12 protein-coding genes, 1 tRNA gene and 1 pseudogene are annotated in these 15,358 nt (G+C 64.3%); 4 read left to right on the forward strand and 10 right to left on the reverse strand.

What is annotated here, in order from left to right; all coding sequences use genetic code 11:
• The first annotated feature begins 11 nt into the window (after positions 1 to 11).
• Complete coding sequence (locus ACP7BL_RS07030) at positions 12 to 431, forward strand: hypothetical protein (protein ID WP_126845437.1); 420 nt, start codon at positions 12 to 14, stop codon at positions 429 to 431.
• A gap of 110 nt (positions 432 to 541) precedes the next feature.
• Complete coding sequence (locus ACP7BL_RS07035; RefSeq protein WP_137902703.1) at positions 542 to 2,026, forward strand: hypothetical protein; 1,485 nt, start codon at positions 542 to 544, stop codon at positions 2,024 to 2,026.
• Here the strand turns inward: ACP7BL_RS07035 and ACP7BL_RS07040 are convergent.
• The 8 genes from ACP7BL_RS07040 to ACP7BL_RS07075 all read right to left on the reverse strand — a co-directional run bounded on the left by ACP7BL_RS07040 (position 2,018) and on the right by ACP7BL_RS07075 (position 12,272).
• Positions 2,018 to 2,365, reverse strand: a complete 348-nt coding sequence (locus ACP7BL_RS07040; RefSeq protein WP_426257965.1) for a tRNA-binding protein — start codon at positions 2,363 to 2,365, stop codon at positions 2,018 to 2,020. The genes ACP7BL_RS07035 and ACP7BL_RS07040 overlap by 9 nt on opposite strands.
• A complete protein-coding gene (locus ACP7BL_RS07045) occupies positions 2,352 to 3,023 on the reverse strand; it encodes a glutathione S-transferase family protein (protein ID WP_033963514.1) in 672 nt (223 codons plus the stop codon). The genes ACP7BL_RS07040 and ACP7BL_RS07045 overlap by 14 nt, the downstream gene beginning before the upstream one ends.
• Before the next feature lie 99 nt (positions 3,024 to 3,122).
• Positions 3,123 to 3,557: a hypothetical protein gene (locus ACP7BL_RS07050; protein WP_126845439.1), complete on the reverse strand. Its 435-nt coding sequence runs from the start codon at positions 3,555 to 3,557 to the stop codon at positions 3,123 to 3,125.
• A 72-nt stretch (positions 3,558 to 3,629) separates the two neighbouring features.
• Positions 3,630 to 8,147 carry a glutamate synthase large subunit gene (gene gltB, locus ACP7BL_RS07055; RefSeq protein ID WP_426257966.1) on the reverse strand — a complete coding sequence of 1,506 codons (4,518 nt, stop codon included), beginning with the start codon at positions 8,145 to 8,147 and terminating at the stop codon, positions 3,630 to 3,632.
• Positions 8,144 to 8,911 carry a DUF2059 domain-containing protein gene (locus tag ACP7BL_RS07060; protein WP_426257967.1) on the reverse strand — a complete coding sequence of 256 codons (768 nt, stop codon included), beginning with the start codon at positions 8,909 to 8,911 and terminating at the stop codon, positions 8,144 to 8,146. Before ACP7BL_RS07060 ends, gltB begins: the two co-directional genes overlap by 4 nt.
• On the reverse strand, positions 8,908 to 10,350 hold the full coding sequence (locus ACP7BL_RS07065; protein WP_426257968.1) for an NAD(P)-dependent oxidoreductase: 1,443 nt from the start codon (positions 10,348 to 10,350) through the stop codon (positions 8,908 to 8,910). Before ACP7BL_RS07065 ends, ACP7BL_RS07060 begins: the two co-directional genes overlap by 4 nt.
• Before the next feature lie 156 nt (positions 10,351 to 10,506).
• Entirely contained in the window at positions 10,507 to 11,316 is an 810-nt protein-coding gene (locus ACP7BL_RS07070) for an undecaprenyl-diphosphate phosphatase (protein ID WP_426257969.1), read from the reverse strand.
• Positions 11,317 to 11,339: 23 nt separating this feature from the next.
• Positions 11,340 to 12,272 (reverse strand): complex I NDUFA9 subunit family protein, encoded by a 933-nt coding sequence (locus ACP7BL_RS07075; RefSeq protein ID WP_426257970.1) that lies wholly within the window; start codon positions 12,270 to 12,272, stop codon positions 11,340 to 11,342.
• A gap of 109 nt (positions 12,273 to 12,381) precedes the next feature.
• On the opposite strand from ACP7BL_RS07075, the gene ACP7BL_RS07080 reads away from it, so the two are divergent.
• Both ACP7BL_RS07080 and ACP7BL_RS07085 read left to right on the forward strand, forming a co-directional pair.
• Positions 12,382 to 12,468 (forward strand) — tRNA-Leu (locus ACP7BL_RS07080).
• 217 nt (positions 12,469 to 12,685) lie between these two features.
• Positions 12,686 to 13,804: pseudogene (locus ACP7BL_RS07085) on the forward strand (IS3 family transposase).
• A gap of 95 nt (positions 13,805 to 13,899) precedes the next feature.
• Here the strand turns inward: ACP7BL_RS07085 and ACP7BL_RS07090 are convergent.
• Both ACP7BL_RS07090 and ACP7BL_RS07095 read right to left on the reverse strand, forming a co-directional pair.
• The gene (locus ACP7BL_RS07090; protein WP_426257971.1) at positions 13,900 to 14,616 is read right to left on the reverse strand and encodes an SDR family oxidoreductase; all 717 of its coding nucleotides are present in this window, start codon (positions 14,614 to 14,616) and stop codon (positions 13,900 to 13,902) included.
• Between the two features lie 56 nt (positions 14,617 to 14,672).
• On the reverse strand, positions 14,673 to 15,347 hold the full coding sequence (locus tag ACP7BL_RS07095; RefSeq protein WP_426257972.1) for a peroxiredoxin-like family protein: 675 nt from the start codon (positions 15,345 to 15,347) through the stop codon (positions 14,673 to 14,675).
• Positions 15,348 to 15,358: the final 11 nt, after the last annotated feature.

Consider the following 15,358-nt stretch of genomic DNA (forward strand, 5'->3'; position numbering starts at 1 on the left):
GAGACAGGATCATGGCGAACCTGACGACGAAGACAGCGCTGGCGGCGACATTGCTTACGGGCATTGGCCTGGGCGGTTTCGCGCCGCTCGCGGCGCAGAACGTGCCGGTACCTACGCTGGTGATCTACGGCACGCAAAAGTGCCCGACCGATGCCGATGGCAATGAAATCGTGGTGTGCGTCCGCCGCAAGCCTGGCGAGCAGTTCCGCATCCCCAAGGAATTGCGCGAATTGAAGGTCACGCCGGAAAACGAGAGCTGGGCGGCCAAGTCAGCGGCCAATGATCGGGTTGGTGCGACGGGAATCGGCAGTTGCTCGACGGTAGGTGCCGGCGGATCGACCGGCTGCTTCGCGCAGGCCGGCCAACGCTATAAGCGCGAAAAGCAGGACGCCAAAGCTGACCAGCGCGCCATAGAAGCCTCTTTGCCGTAATGGGTTGAGCGTGCAAGTGCGCGAGATGCGAACGGGGGCGTCGCTGATTGGGAGTTGCTCTGCACTTCCCTTGGGCCGCTCGCTCGGCCAATGGCTGTTCGCCTGATTACATGAGAGAGCCTGACACGACCGTTCGCGCGCCCCATGCGGCGGCGCTTCTGCTGTTCGCGCTGGTGTGGCTGTCGTGCATATGGTTCGGCTCGTTCGAGCTCAATCCCAACAACGCCACACGCCTGTTTGGCGCACTCGCGCTGGTCGAACGCGGTGAGGCGACGATCGATCGCTATGAGACGCTGACGATCGACAAAGCGCAGTTCGCGACCAAGACGGGCACGCATTACTATATGGACAAGGCCCCCGGCATGACGCTGATGGCGGCACCGGTGGTTTGGGCGGCCGACCATTTGGCGGGAGCGCAGTCCTATGACGAGGTGATCGACATCACCAATCTCCGGCTCGCGAATTTCCTGCGGCTTCGCTTGTGGCTGGCGGTGGCATTCGGGGCGGCGGTGTTGACGGCCTTTGCCACCGTGCTGCTGTTCGATTTCGGCACCGGACTCACTGGCAGCCCAGCCGCCGGGCTGTTTGCGGCGCTGGGCTATGCCTTGGGATCGGTGATATGGGGCTGGTCGACCACGATGTTCGGCCACGCTTCGGTCGCGGCGCTGTTTCTGATCGCGACCTGGGCGATCTGGCGCGGCACTTCGGGCGCGAAGGAGCTTGGGCGCTGGCGCTATCCGGTGATGGCCGGGTTGGCGCTTGGCTGGGCGGTTGCGGTGGAATTTCAGGCGGCCTTGGGCGGCATTGCCATCGGGCTATGGGCCTTGTGGCGCAGCCGGGGGGCGGTGTGGCCGATGCGGTGGCGATTGTACGCGCTGGCGGTCGCGGCGGCCGTGGTCGCGGTGCTGCCGATGTTGGCCTATAATCAGTTTGCCTTCGGAACCCCGTTCATGACCGGCTATCGCGGCGTGGTCGGGTTTAGCGGGATGAACCAGGGGCTGTTCGGCCTGACCTATCCAAAACCGGAAGCGCTGCTTGGCATTACCCTGGGACTCCGGCGTGGATTGTTCTGGGTGGCACCCGCGCTCGCAATGGGTGCGGCGGGCGTGATCCTATTGCTGCGCGATCGCGCGACGCGCGACCTTGGCGTGCTGGCGGTCGCGGTGATCGTGATCGTACTCTCGCTCAATGCGTCCTACGCTTATTGGGATGGCGGCGCGTCAACCGGGCCGCGCCATTCGGTGCCAGCGATTCCCTTTCTCGCGCTCGGCCTCGCTCCATTCTGGGTATCGCTGCGCTCGCGCGCGGCCAAGCGCTCGGCGGCGGCACTGCTCGCGCTGTCGATGATCGTCAATCTGGTGATCGCATCGACCGACATCTTCGCGCCCGAAAACATGGCGATGCCGGTGTGGACGCGCAATTTTGTCGGCCTGTTCGCGCACGGCAAGTTCAATACACTGGCCAATGTCTATTGGGGGTGGCAGCCGTGGTTCGGTTTTGCGCTGTATCTCGACGTCGCGCTGCCGACGCTGGCGCTGATCCTGTGGTGGACGCGGCGCGCGGAGCGGGATCGGCAGCGTACGGGGTCAGTATAAGCGGCCGCCATTGGGCACGGGCAGCGTGGGCTGAATCAAGACGACCTCGCCATCCTCGTCGGGAAAGCCCAGCGTCAGCACTTCGGACATCACCGGACCGATCTGGCGCGGTGGAAAATTCACCACCGCGGCCACTTGGCGACCGGGCAATTCCTCCAGCGTGTAGCGTTTGGTAATTTGCGCCGAGGACCGCTTGATCCCGATCTCCGGCCCGAAATCGATCTTCAACCGATAGGCCGGCTTGCGCGCCTCCGGGAAGGGCAAGGCCTCGACGATCGTCCCGACGCGGATGTCGAGCTTCAGGAAATCGTCGAAGGTGGTGCGCTCAGAAATCGACATCGTCATAGTGCTTTGGGGGGACGATGCCTTCCATCCGCTCGGACAGCAACGGGCGGAAGCTCGGGCGGCTCTTGAACCCGCGATACCATTTCGCGGTCTGTTCGTGATTCTTCCAGTCGATCCCGCCGAGATAATCGGCGACCGAAATTTGCGCCGCGGCGGCGAGGTCGGCCAGGCTCATCGTCGATCCTGCCATCCAATTATGATGGTCGAGCAAATAATCGGTATAATCGAGGTGGCGCACCGCCGCCTTCATCGCGTCGCGCAGGCGGCGCGCATCGGGCGGTTCCTTGGTGACCAGGCGCTTTTCCATGCGTTCGTGCAGCAGCGGCGCGACGATGTCGGCGAAGAACTGCGAATCGAACCAGGCGACGAGACGGCGGATTTCGGCGCGGTTGACCGCCGTGCCGTTGAGCATCGCGTTTTTCTCGACGGTTTCCTCAAGATATTCGCAGATCGCCATCGAATCCATCAGGCGGATGCTGCGCAGCGCGTCGGTCATCACCGGCACCTGGCCCGCCGGGTTCAGGTCAAGAAATTCGTCCCGCTGTTCCCACGGGTTTTCGCGGACGAGTTCGCAGCCGACGCCCTTTTCACCGAGCAGCAGGCGCACCTTGCGCGAGAACGGGCAGAGGGGGAATTGAAAGAGTTGCCACATAGGCCCGTCGTAGAAGCTGCGCGGCGGTGGGGGAAGATGGCTTGGCGCGGGATTCGTTCGATCGACCCCGTCCCGAGATGTCGGGCGCCAATCCGGACGTTAGCGTAGCGACTCCATTTCCGCCCGCGTCTGGTCGAGCAGATGATGGATGCGGTCGGAAGTGCGCTTGAGCTCGGCGCTCATGCTGGCGACATCCTGCATCGCACGCCCGGTTGCGGCGATCGCACCGCGGGCGCTTTCGTGCAGGTCGCGGCGGTAATTGGGGTTGGAGCGTGCTGCCAGATCCCCAAGGGTGTTGTCGGGACGGACATTCGCGCGCGGATCGGCATAATGCGCCAGCGGGCCGACATGGGTTTGGAGCAGGGCATCCGCGAATTCGTCGACGGTTGCCGCAAGGCCTTCCTGGACAAGTGGCGTCGACAGCGCCGAGCCGAGTTGCTGCGCATCGACTGCGGGCGGTTGCGGTGCGCGGTCCTGCGCGAAGGCTGGCCCCGCCAGGCCGAGTGCGAACACACCGATCAGAAAAGGACGCATGACAACCTCGAATCTGGCCTGGAACATGGGCCGAGCGCGCGAACCGTTAGCATGATTCGCGCGCCCGGTCGATCATTCGGCGGCGATCTGCTCGACCCGGTCGTCGAGTGGATGCGCGAGGCGGGTCAGCATTTCCTTGGGCACCACCTGCCAGAAGCGATCGACCACGCGGCCCCAATCGTCGAGCAACGCGCCCGACCATTTGCTGTCGGTCGCGGCATGATGCGCGCGCACCAGGCCGAGCAGCACCGCTTCCCAATGCAGCGAGGACAGGCGGTTCCAGGTGATGTTCTCGGGGTTGGCGCGCCGCGCGAAGCTGCCGTCGGCATCATAGATGAACGCCATGCCGCCGGTCATGCCTGCACCGAAATTGGCACCGACCGGGCCGAGCACGACGGCGGTGCCGCCGGTCATATATTCACAGCCATTGGCACCGCAGCCTTCGACCACCACGGTCGCGCCCGAATTGCGCACCGCGAAGCGTTCGCCCGCCTGACCCGCTGCATAGAGGCTGCCCGAGGTTGCGCCGTAGAGCACGGTGTTGCCGATGATGGTGTTGTCCTGGCTGGCGAGCGGCGAACTGACCACCGGGCGAACGACGATGTTGCCGCCCGACAGGCCCTTGCCGACATAGTCATTGGCGTCGCCAAACACTTCGAGCGTGATGCCCTTACACAGGAACGCGCCGAGGCTCTGCCCGGCCGAGCCGCGCAGCCGGACATGGACATGCCCGTCGGCGAGGGCCGACATGCCGAAGGTCCGCGTGATCTCGCTCGACAGCCGCGTGCCGACCGCGCGGTGCGTGTTGCGCACCGAATAGGTCAGCTGCATCTTCTCGCGGCGGGTGAAGACGGCGGCGGCGTCCTTTATCATCTGCGCATCGAGGCTGTCGGGCACTTCGTTGCGGCGCGTGGTCAGGCTGAAGCGACGCTGATCGTCGGGTGCATCGACCTTGGCGAGGATCGGGTTGAGGTCGAGATCGTCGAGATGCTCGGCGCCACGGCTGACCTGGCGCAGCAATTCGGTGCGGCCGATCACTTCGTCGAGGCTGCGGAAGCCGAGCCGGGCGAGGATGTCGCGCACTTCCTCGGCGATGAAGGTCATCAAATTGATGACCTTTTCGGGCGTGCCGCCGAACTTGGCGCGCAAAGCGGCGTCCTGCGTACACACGCCGACCGGGCAGGTGTTGGAATGGCATTGGCGCACCATGATGCAGCCCATCGCCACCAGGCTGAGCGTGCCGATGCCGAACTCTTCCGCGCCCAGGATCGCGGCGATGACGATATCGCGCCCGGTCTTGAGGCCACCATCGGTGCGCAGCTTGATCCGCCCGCGCAGGCCGTTGAGCGTCAGCGTCTGGTTGACCTCCGACAGCCCCATTTCCCACGGCGTTCCGGCATATTTGATGCTGGTCTGCGGCGAGGCCCCGGTGCCGCCGACATGCCCGGCGATCAGGATGACGTCGGCATGCGCCTTGGCCACGCCCGCCGCCACCGTGCCGATCCCGGCCGAGGAAACGAGCTTCACGCACACGCGCGCGATCGGGTTGATCTGCTTCAGATCATAGATGAGCTGCGCCAGATCCTCGATCGAATAGATGTCGTGATGCGGCGGCGGCGAGATCAGCGTCACGCCCGGCGTCGCATGGCGCAGCTTGGCGATGAACTCGGTCACCTTGAACCCGGGCAATTGCCCGCCCTCGCCGGGCTTTGCCCCTTGCGCGACCTTGATTTCGATCTCGTCGCAGGCGTTGAGATATTCCGCCGTCACGCCGAAGCGGCCGCTGGCGATCTGCTTCACCCCCGAATTGGCGTTGTCGCCATTGGGATAGGGCTGATAGCGCGCGCTGTCCTCGCCGCCTTCGCCCGACACGGCCTTGGCACCGATGCGGTTCATCGCGATGGCGAGCGTTTCATGCGCTTCCGGACTGAGTGCGCCCAAGGACATGCCCGGCGTCACGAAACGCTTGCGGATTTCGGTGATCGCTTCGACCTGATCGACCGGCACGCCCTCGGCCGGGAAGTTGAACTGCAGCAGGTCGCGCAGATAGATGGGCGGCAGCCCCTCCACCCCGCGCGAGAATTGCAGATAGGTGGAATAGCTGTCGGTCGACACCGCCGTTTGCAGCAAGTGCATGAGTTGCGCGGAATAAGCGTGCGTTTCGCCGGTGTGGCGCTGGCGATAGAAGCCGCCGATCGGCAGCGATGCCACCGCCGAGTCATACGCCTTGTCGTGCCGCAACTGCGCGTTGAGGTGGAGCGAGGCATAGCCCTCGCCCGAAATCTTCGCGGGCATCCCCGGGAACAGGTCGTTGACCAGCGCACGGCTGAGGCCGACCGCCTCGAAATTATAGCCGCCGCGATAGCTGGAGATCACCGCGATCCCCATCTTGGACATGATCTTGAGCAGGCCCTCGTCGATCGCGGTGCGATGCCGCGCGAGGCACTGCGCCAAAGTCAGATCCCCGAACAGGCCGCGCGCATGGCGGTCGGCAATCGCGGCCTCGGCGAGATAGGCGTGGACCGTGGTCGCGCCGACACCGATCAGCACCGCATAATAATGCGTGTCGAGGCATTCGGCCGTCTGGATGTTGATGCTGGCATAAGAGCGCAGCCCCATCCGTACGAGGTGCGTATGGACAGCCGCCGCCGCGAGCACGCCGGCGATGCCGATCCGGTCCGGGCCGATGCCCATGTCGCTCAGGAACAATTCGCTCTTGCCTTGACGCACCGCCGTCACCGCTTCGGCACGGATGCGCGCAATCGCGGCGCGCAGCGTTTCGGGGCCGCCACCGGCTTCGAAGGTGCAGTCGATCTCGGCCGCCTGTGCGCCGAAATGCGCCTTGAGCTGCGCCCAGGCGGTGCCGTCCAGCACCGGCGATTGCAGCACCAGCACGCCATCGCGCCGATCCTCGGTGTCGAGGATGTTGGCGAGGTTGCCGAAGCGCGTCTTGAGCGACATCACATGGCGTTCGCGCAGCGGATCGATCGGCGGGTTGGTGACCTGGCTGAAATTCTGCCGGAAGAACTGGCTGATCAGCCGCGGCTTGTCGGAAATGACCGCGAGCGGGGTGTCATCGCCCATCGAGCCGATCGCTTCCTTGGCGCTTTCGACCATCGGCGCGAGGATCAGCTCCATATCTTCGAGCGTCTGCCCGGCGGCGATCTGGCGGCGCGTCAGCTCGGCGCGCTCGAAGCGCGTGATCGGGTCGTGCTCGGGCTGCGGCAGCGCTTCGATCCGCTGGAACGCCTCGATCATCCCGGCATAATCGGCTTCGCCCGCAATGCGGTCCTTGATCGCGCGGTCGTGCAGCAGCACGCCTTCGTCCAGGTCGATCGCGAGCATCTGACCCGGCCCGAGCCGGCCTTTTTCCACTACGGTCGATTCGGGCACGACGACCATGCCGCTTTCCGAGCCGACGATTACCAGACCGTCGATCGTGCGGACATAGCGCAACGGGCGCAGCGCGTTGCGGTCCATGCCCGCCACCGCCCAGCGGCCATCGGTCATCGCCAGCGCGGCGGGGCCGTCCCACGGCTCCATCACGCTCGCCAGATATTGATACATCGCAAGGTGATCAGCGGGCATGTCGGAATTGTCCGCCACGGCTTCGGGCACCAGCATCAGCTTGGCGGTCGGCGCATCGCGGCCAGACCGGCAAATCGCCTCGAACACCGCGTCGAGCGCGGCGGTGTCGGATGCGCCCGCCGGGATCACCGGCTTGATGTCTTCGGATTGCTCGCCGAACGACAGGCTCGCCATCTTGATCTCGTGGCTGAGCATCCAGTTCTTATTGCCGCGAATGGTGTTGATCTCACCATTGTGCGCCAGCGTGCGGAACGGTTGCGCCAGCCACCATTGCGGGAAGGTGTTGGTCGAATAGCGCTGATGGAAGATCGCGACGCGGCTCTCGAACCGCGGATCGCGCAGATCGGGGTAGAAGATCGACAGCGATTCGGCGAGGAACAGGCCCTTATAGATGATCGAGCGGCACGACAGCGAGCAGACGTAAAAGCCCTGGATCTGTGCGGCGATCACGCGCTTCTCGATCCGGCGGCGGACGAGATACAGGTTCTTCTCGAACTCGGCGGCGGTCTGGTCGTCGGGCAGGGGCCCCGCGATCATGATCTGTTCGATCTCGGGACGGGTGGCGAGGCCCTTCTGCCCGATCACCGACACGTCGACCGGCACCTGGCGCCAGCCATAAATGGTATAGCCTTCCTCGATGATCGCGCTTTCGACGATCGTGCGGCAGGCTTCCTGCGCGCCGAGATCGGTACGCGGCAGGAAGATCATGCCGACAGCCAACCGGTTGGGCAGCGGGCGGTGGCCCGAGGCAGCGATCGCATCGTCGAAGAATTTGAGCGGCAGGTCGATATGCAGGCCAGCGCCATCGCCAGTCTTGCCATCGGCATCGACCGCGCCGCGATGCCACACGGCTTTCAGCGCATCGATCGCGGATTGGACGACACGGCGCGACGGCGTGCCATCGGTCGCCGCGACGAGACCGACGCCACAAGCGTCACCCTCGAATTCGGGGCGGTACATGCCGTGTTCGGCGAGGCGGAGGCGTTCGGATTCCATCGTCATGGCTTGGCCTTTTTCGCGGCGGTATCTGCTAAGAAGGGGGCAAGCGCCGCACCGACTGCTTCAGTGACGCGCTTTTCGGATAGAGCATCCCGCTCGTTGCTCCAATCTGCCGCGATCTTGAGCATTTCCGGGTTGAGTTGGCGGATCTTCAGGCCCAGCGGGGTGAAAACAAAGTTGTACAGCGCTGTGCGATCTTCCGATGTCGCATTTGTTGCGGCTTTAGTCGCGGACGCTGTAACTGTCGCTCCAAGTTCGGCTGCATCGACCTTGCGATCCGGAGCCGCGATTTGTTTTTGTATCAGCGCCGAGGGATCGATCCCTTTCAAGGTCGCCTGGATGAGCCGCTTTCCGGCTTCGCTCTGGTAAAATCGTAATGTTTGGCCCAATTCCGCTTCGGACAGGCTGCGGGCGTACGCTGCTCCAAGACGGGACCAAAGGATCGGCAAGCGTTCCTTCAAGATCGCCAAGGTCGTCGACTGAATCGCTTCAGATCCCGCCGCGATGAACCCGGGATGCTCTTTTTCCATCGCCGCCATATTCGGGTCGGCAGCGAACATCTTTTGTAGTGTTGCAACGATGGCCGCGCGGCTGCCCTCCAGAACTTCATTTTCAGGATTAAGCAATTTTGCGATTTCCACCCCGCTCGCGAGCGCTGCTGGGGCTGGTTCGGCGGATGCGGTAGCAATTTGTGGTGCCGCCGTAAGCGATGCCGCTTGCGTATCGCCTGCCAGGACAAGTACGGCAAAGGAGAGCGCAGCGATCACGCCGCCTTCCTCCCCGCGCTCGCCTTCGCCTTCAGATATTTGTGCATGCTCGTCGCGACATCGCGGCCGTCGCGGATCGCCCAGACGACGAGGCTTGCACCGCGCACGATGTCTCCGGCTGCGAACACGCCGTCGAGCGAGGTCATCAGCGTTTTGTTGTCGACCAGCACCGTGCCCCAGCGCGTCGTGCCGAGTTCGGGCGCGCCGAACAGTTTCGGCAGATCCTCGGCATCGAAGCCGAGCGCCTTGATGACGAGATCGGCGGGCAGATCGAAGCCGCCTTGCGGGTCGATTTCGGGCGCGCGTCGGCCCGAGGCGTCGGGTGCGCCGAGGCGCATGCCGCTTGCTTTCACGCCGCTGACGGCATCACGGCCGGTGAAGCTTTCGGGTGCCGAGAGCCAGACGAACTCGACGCCTTCCTCCTCGGCATTGTTCACTTCGCGCTGCGAGCCGGGCATGTTGGCGCGGTCGCGGCGGTAGAGGCATTTTACCGACGCCGCATTCTGGCGGATCGCGGTGCGCACGCAATCCATCGCGGTATCGCCGCCGCCGATGACGACGACATGCTTGCCCGCTGCATTGAGGCTGCCGTCATCGAAGGCGGGCACGGCATCGCCGAAATTCTTGCGGTTGGAGGCGGTGAGGAAAGCGAGCGCATCGACCACGCCCGTCTTCTCGACGCCCGGTGCCTTGATCGCGCGGGCCCGGTAGACGCCGGTCGCGATCAGCACCGCATCATGGCGCTGGCGCAACTCGTCGAGCGTGGCATCACGGCCGACCTCGAAATTTTCGTGGAAGATGATGCCGCCGGCCTTGAGCCGATCGACCCGGCGCATGACAACGGGCTTTTCCAGCTTGAAGCCGGGGATGCCATAGGTCAGCAGCCCGCCCGCACGATCGTACCGATCATAGACGTGCACGTCATAGCCGCCCGCGCGCAGATATTCGGCGGCGCTCAAGCCCGCTGGCCCTGCGCCGATCACGCCGACCGATTGGCCGCGCGGGGTGCCGGGCACGAGCGGTTCGACCCAGCCTTCTTCCCAGGCGGTATCGGTGATGAACTTTTCGACCGATCCGATCGTCACCGCGCCGTGGCCGGAGAATTCGATCACGCAATTGCCTTCGCACAGCCGGTCCTGCGGGCAGATGCGGCCGCAAATCTCGGGCATGGTCGAGGTGGAATTGCTCAGCTCATAGGCTTCGCGCAGGCGGCCCTCGGCGGTGAGGCGCAGCCAGTCGGGGATGTGGTTGTGCAGCGGGCAATGCACCGAGCAATAAGGCACGCCGCATTGCGAGCAGCGCCCGGCCTGGTCCTCCGCCTCGGGCGCGGCATAGCGCTCGGCGATTTCGCGGAAATCCTCGGCACGGATCTCGGGTTCGCGCTTGGCTGGGTAAGCCTGCTCGCGATCGACGAACTTCAGTAGCGACGTGTCGGCCATCTGCGCCCCTTTCGAGGGCGCAGATACCGTGGGTTGTGCGGTTTGTCACGACCAAAACGGCATTTAGGACAGCATCTGTGACCTATAAAATGCGGTGTTTGATGTGAGGGGTGTCAAAACCGGGTTGTGTCCAGTTTATATAATACCGAAACGGACCTAAATACTTAAAAGCCATGCGAGGGCGATGCTTCCCGCAACAATCCGATACCAGGCAAAGGGGACGAACCCGAATCGGGTGACGATGCCGACAAAGGCTTTGACCACGATCAGCGCGACGACGAAGGCGACCGCGAAGCCGAGCGCGATCGCCGCCAGCCCGACGCCGTGCCCGCTGACCAGCTCATGCCGGTTCTTGACCAGTTCGAGCGTGGTTGCCCCCAGCATGGTCGGGATGGCGAGGAAGAAGCTGAACTCGGCGGCGGTGCGGCGTTCGACCCCCAATGCCAGCGCGCCGAGGATGGTCGCGCCCGACCGGCTGACCCCCGGCACCATCGCCAGGCACTGCAGGAAGCCGATGCCGATCACCTTGGGCAACGGAATATCCGCCACGCCGACGATGTTGCTCTTGGGTGCGAAGCGTTCGACCGCGATGATCGCGAAGCCGCCAACGATCAGCGCGATCGACACGACCTCGGCATTGCCGAGCAGGGCCTCGATCTGCTTGTGGATGGCGAGGCCGATGACGGCGGCGGGGATGAACGCCACCAGCACGTTGCGCACGAAGCGGATCGACACCGGATCACGCCGCAGCAGCCCCATGCCGACCGCCCAGAAGGTGCGCCAGTACAGCACCACGATCGCCAGGATCGCACCGAGCTGGATGACGATGTTGAACACCTCCCAGCGCGCCGCATCATAGCCCAGCAGCTTGGTCGCCAGGATCAGATGCCCGGTCGAGGAGACGGGCAGGAACTCGGTCACCCCCTCGACAATGCCGAGCAGGATGATGTTGATAATCTCGTTCACGAAAACCCCCTCTTCGGTGCGGTTCAGGCCGCGACCGGCACCGCGAACCGACCACCCTTGCGATACTGCACCAGCCAGCCCGGCGCGACGGCGTCGAGCGGCGTTGGTGTGATTCCGAGCACGGATAGTCCGTTCTCGCCCGACACGACATTATCGTTTGCCAACATCTTCCATTGATCGGACGTGATCGGCGCGCCGGGCAGGAAGCCGAACGCTGCGATCGCCCCGCCAATGGCGTCGGGCAATTCGACGATATGCGGCGTGCGGCGGACCGCCTTGGCGATCCAGCGCACCAGCGCACCCATCGACAGAATGTCGGGGCCGCCCAGCTCCAGCGTCTTGCCCGCCGACAGCGCCGGATTTTCGATCGCGGCGACCACCGCGTCGGCGACGTCGCCAACGTACACTGGCTGGAATTTGGTTCCTGCGCGCAGCACCGGCACGACCGGCGCGCTGGCAATCATCTTGGCGAAGCGATTGATGAATTGGTCCTCGCGGCCGAACACGATCGACGGGCGCAGGATCGTAGCGCTGGGGAAGGCCGCGCGCACCGCCGCCTCGCCCTCGCCCTTGGAACGGCCATAGGCCGAGGGCGATGCGGGATCGGCCCCGATCGCCGAAATCTGCACCAGCTGGGCAACGCCTGCGGCTTTCGCGGCCTCGGCGACGATGCGCGCGCCCTCGACATGCACCCGTTGGAAATCCCCGCCCAGGATGCCGACCAGATTCACCACCGCATCCGACCCGGCGACCGCGCGCGCAATCGATTCGGGCTTGGCGAGGTCAGCGGCGACGAATTGCGTCTGGCCGAGCCCGCCCTGCGGCTTCAGAAAGAAGGCTTGGCGCGGATCGCGCTGCGCGATTCGCACGCGCGCGCCCCGTGCGAGCAAGGCTTGCGCGACATAGCGGCCGAGAAAACCCCCGCCGCCAATCAGCGTAACCAGTGTGTCTTTCATGTGGTGCGCCTCGTAAATGCCGTCTGAACCGGTAATTTGTCCCTTGCCCCAGCAACGCCCGTGTTGACAAGGCCGACTCCGCTCCCCTAAGGGCCGCTCCCTACCCAGTGCCCGGATGGCGGAATTGGTAGACGCACCAGCTTCAGGTGCTGGCGCTCGCAAGGGCGTGGAGGTTCGAGTCCTCTTCCGGGCACCATTTGTTTTCTGTTCGTTCCATCTGGGAGCGTCCAGGGACGCCAGGCAAGCGGCTGGCTTCAAAGCACAAATTCATTGACGATCGCTGGCAACCGTCCGGGTTGATCCAGCGGAATTCAGCAAAAGAGACACAAAAGAGGTCTCATTTTGTGTCTGCTGGTGACGTGCTCCCCAGAATTCATGCCATTGGTAATTAGCTCGTCAGTTGGAGACGAGTGATGCGGCGAAGCCGATTTACCGAGGATCAGATCATTGGGGTACTGCGCGAGCATGAAGCTGGCGCGAAGACGGCCGATCTGTGCCGGAAGCACGGGATCAGCGATGCAACCTTTTACACCTGGAAGTCGAAGTACGGCGGACTGACGGTGTCCGACGCGGCACGATTGCGAGCGCTGGAAGATGAGAACCGACGGCTGAAGAGGCTGCTGGCGGAATCGATGCTGGACGTGTCGGCGCTGAAGGATCTGCTGGGAAAAAACTGACCCGGTCTGCGGAGCGCTACGCTGCGGTGGAGAAGCTGATGGCCGATCACGGCTTCTCCGAGCGTCGTGCCTGCAGGCTGGTCGGGGTCAATCGGTCGGCGTGGCAATATGAGCCGCTTCGCGGGAAGGACGATGCTGTGCGCGAACGGATGCGCGAGATCGCCAACGAGCGCCGTCGGTTCGGCTATCGTCGGCTGGCGATCCTGCTCAGGCGCGAGGGGGAAGGCATGAACTTGAAGAAGGTGTATCGGCTGTATCGCGAGGAGCGGCTGACGGTGCGCAAGCGTGGCGGCCGCAAGCGGGCGCTCGGCACGCGGGCGCCGATGGCGATCCCGCAGGAACCCAACCAGCGCTGGTCGCTCGACTTCGTATCTGACTCGTTGGCCTGCGGCCGGCGGTTCCGTATGCTCAACGTGATCGACGATTACAGCCGGGAATGCCTGGCGTGCATCGTCGATACCTCGCTGTCAGGTCGGCGCGTCGTCCGCGAGCTGAGCGCCATCGCCGAACGTCGCGGACTGCCGTGCATGGTGGTCAGCGACAATGGCACCGAGCTCACCAGTCACGCCGTTCTCGCCTGGTGCCAGGAGACCGGGGTCGAGTGGCATTACATCGCGCCGGGCAAGCCGCAGCAGAACGGCTTCGTCGAAAGCTTTAATGGTCGCTTGCGCGACGAGTGCCTGAACGAGCACCTGTTCCCATCGCTGGCTGCGGAGACGGATCATTGAGGCATGGCGGACGATCTATAACACCGTGCGTCCGCACAGCAGCCTTGGCGGGTTGGCACCCGCCGAGTTTACGAACCGCCCCCGCCAGCGGCATATGAACACCGAAGCTAAGTTATCAGCGGCCTGAAAATGTGGAGCACGTCAAAAGGGGCCATGGGCATCGGACCAAGAGATGACCGCAATTGTCCGAAGCCGCCACCTCGATAGCGAGGCCCGACGAGATCACAGCGTCGCCTTGCCGATCGAGGCTCCGCCGTCGACGTGGAGTGTCTGGCCGGTCATGAAGGCAGCATCGCCCGAGAGCAAAAAGGCGATGGCCGCGGCGATTTCATCAGGCTTTCCGAGCCGCTGCATGGGAACGCCCGCGAGGTAGCGCCGCTCGCCTTCACTGCCCGGCTGATTGTTGGCGCGGAACAGCTCGGTTTCGGTCGGCCCGGGCGCAACTGCATTGACCGTAACGCCGGTGGTCGCGAGTTCCAGCGCCCAGCTGCGGGTGAAGCTGACGAGCGCCGCCTTCGCCGCGGCATAGGCGGTCCGTTCGAGGCTGCCCAGGATGGTCAGGCTGGAAATGTTGACGATCCGGCCCCAGCCGCGATCCTTCATGCCCGGCAGGATCGCCTGCGCGGCCTGGAGCGCCGGGTGCAGGTTCACCCGCATTACTTCCTCCAGCGCAGCTAGCTCGACTTCGCCGAGCCGCTGCGGACGGACGAGCCCGACATTGTTGATCACGCCATCAAACGCGAAGCGGCGGGTAAGATCGGCGAGTGCTGCATCGGTGGCGGCCGCGTCGGCAAGATCGACGGGTACAAGCGCGCCGGGGAAATCGGCGGTCGCCTGTCGGGCAATGCCGACGACCTCCTGGCCGTCAGCGGCGAGGCGATGGGCGAGCGCGAGGCCAATGCCCTTGCTGGCACCGGTGATGAGGAAGGTTCGGGTCATGGTCTTCTCCGGACAGACGTGCTCTCGGTGCTTTCGCACCCGAAGCGCTACGGGCTTCAGGCAGCGACGTTGGCAACGCGGCGCAGTGTGGGGAGCATGTCTTCGGGTTCCGGGCGGCGCGTATAGTCCGGGTTCACCTCGGCATAGAGAATCGTGCCATCCTGGCCGATGACGAAGCGCCCCGGCATCGGCAGCGTCCAGCTCGGATCGCCGTTGAACGTCGGCAGATCGTTCTTCAGCGTCTTGTACAGGTCGACCAGATAGTCGGGCATCGCGAAACGCAGGCCGAACGCCGCCGCCACATCGTTGCGCGGGTCCGAAAGGATCGGGAAACCGAGTTCGTTCTGGCGCACGGATTTGCGGCTGTTGACGGCGGTCTGCGGCGATATGGCGACGAGGCTGGCACCAAGTTTCTTGAACTCGGGCAGCGCCGCCTGGAGCGCCTGCAACTCCATGTTGCAATAGGGGCACCAAACACCGCGGTAGAAGCTGACCACCAGCGGCCCCTTCGCCAGCAGATCGGCGGAGGCGACTGGCGTGCCGTCTGGATCGTTGAGCGTGAAGGCTGGTGCCGCCTCGCCGGCCTTGAGTGCCCGCGCAGCAGCGCCGCTGGCGATCAGTTCGGTGGTCGCGCGGTCCATCGTGTCGATTACCTCGGGCGGCACGGCATAGGGTGGCTTTCCGGCGCGGAAATCGGCTTTGAAGGCATCAAGCCTGGCTTGAAGAGTCATGAGAAGTCTCC

The organism is Sphingomonas sp. DC1600-2 (assembly GCF_049897605.1).
Classification (GTDB): domain Bacteria; phylum Pseudomonadota; class Alphaproteobacteria; order Sphingomonadales; family Sphingomonadaceae; genus Sphingomonas.

Coding starts and splice junctions, on each gene's coding strand:
- ACP7BL_RS07095 (WP_426257972.1), bottom strand. CDS start 15,347: ATGACTCTTCAAGCCAGGCTTGATGCCTTCAAAGCCGATTTCCGCGCC.
- ACP7BL_RS07065 (WP_426257968.1), bottom strand. CDS start 10,350: ATGGCCGACACGTCGCTACTGAAGTTCGTCGATCGCGAGCAGGCTTAC.
- gltB (WP_426257966.1), bottom strand. CDS start 8,147: ATGACGATGGAATCCGAACGCCTCCGCCTCGCCGAACACGGCATGTAC.
- ACP7BL_RS07035 (WP_137902703.1), top strand. CDS start 542: ATGAGAGAGCCTGACACGACCGTTCGCGCGCCCCATGCGGCGGCGCTT.
- ACP7BL_RS07050 (WP_126845439.1), bottom strand. CDS start 3,557: ATGCGTCCTTTTCTGATCGGTGTGTTCGCACTCGGCCTGGCGGGGCCA.
- ACP7BL_RS07090 (WP_426257971.1), bottom strand. CDS start 14,616: ATGACCCGAACCTTCCTCATCACCGGTGCCAGCAAGGGCATTGGCCTC.
- ACP7BL_RS07045 (WP_033963514.1), bottom strand. CDS start 3,023: ATGTGGCAACTCTTTCAATTCCCCCTCTGCCCGTTCTCGCGCAAGGTG.
- ACP7BL_RS07040 (WP_426257965.1), bottom strand. CDS start 2,365: ATGTCGATTTCTGAGCGCACCACCTTCGACGATTTCCTGAAGCTCGAC.
- ACP7BL_RS07030 (WP_126845437.1), top strand. CDS start 12: ATGGCGAACCTGACGACGAAGACAGCGCTGGCGGCGACATTGCTTACG.
- ACP7BL_RS07075 (WP_426257970.1), bottom strand. CDS start 12,272: ATGAAAGACACACTGGTTACGCTGATTGGCGGCGGGGGTTTTCTCGGC.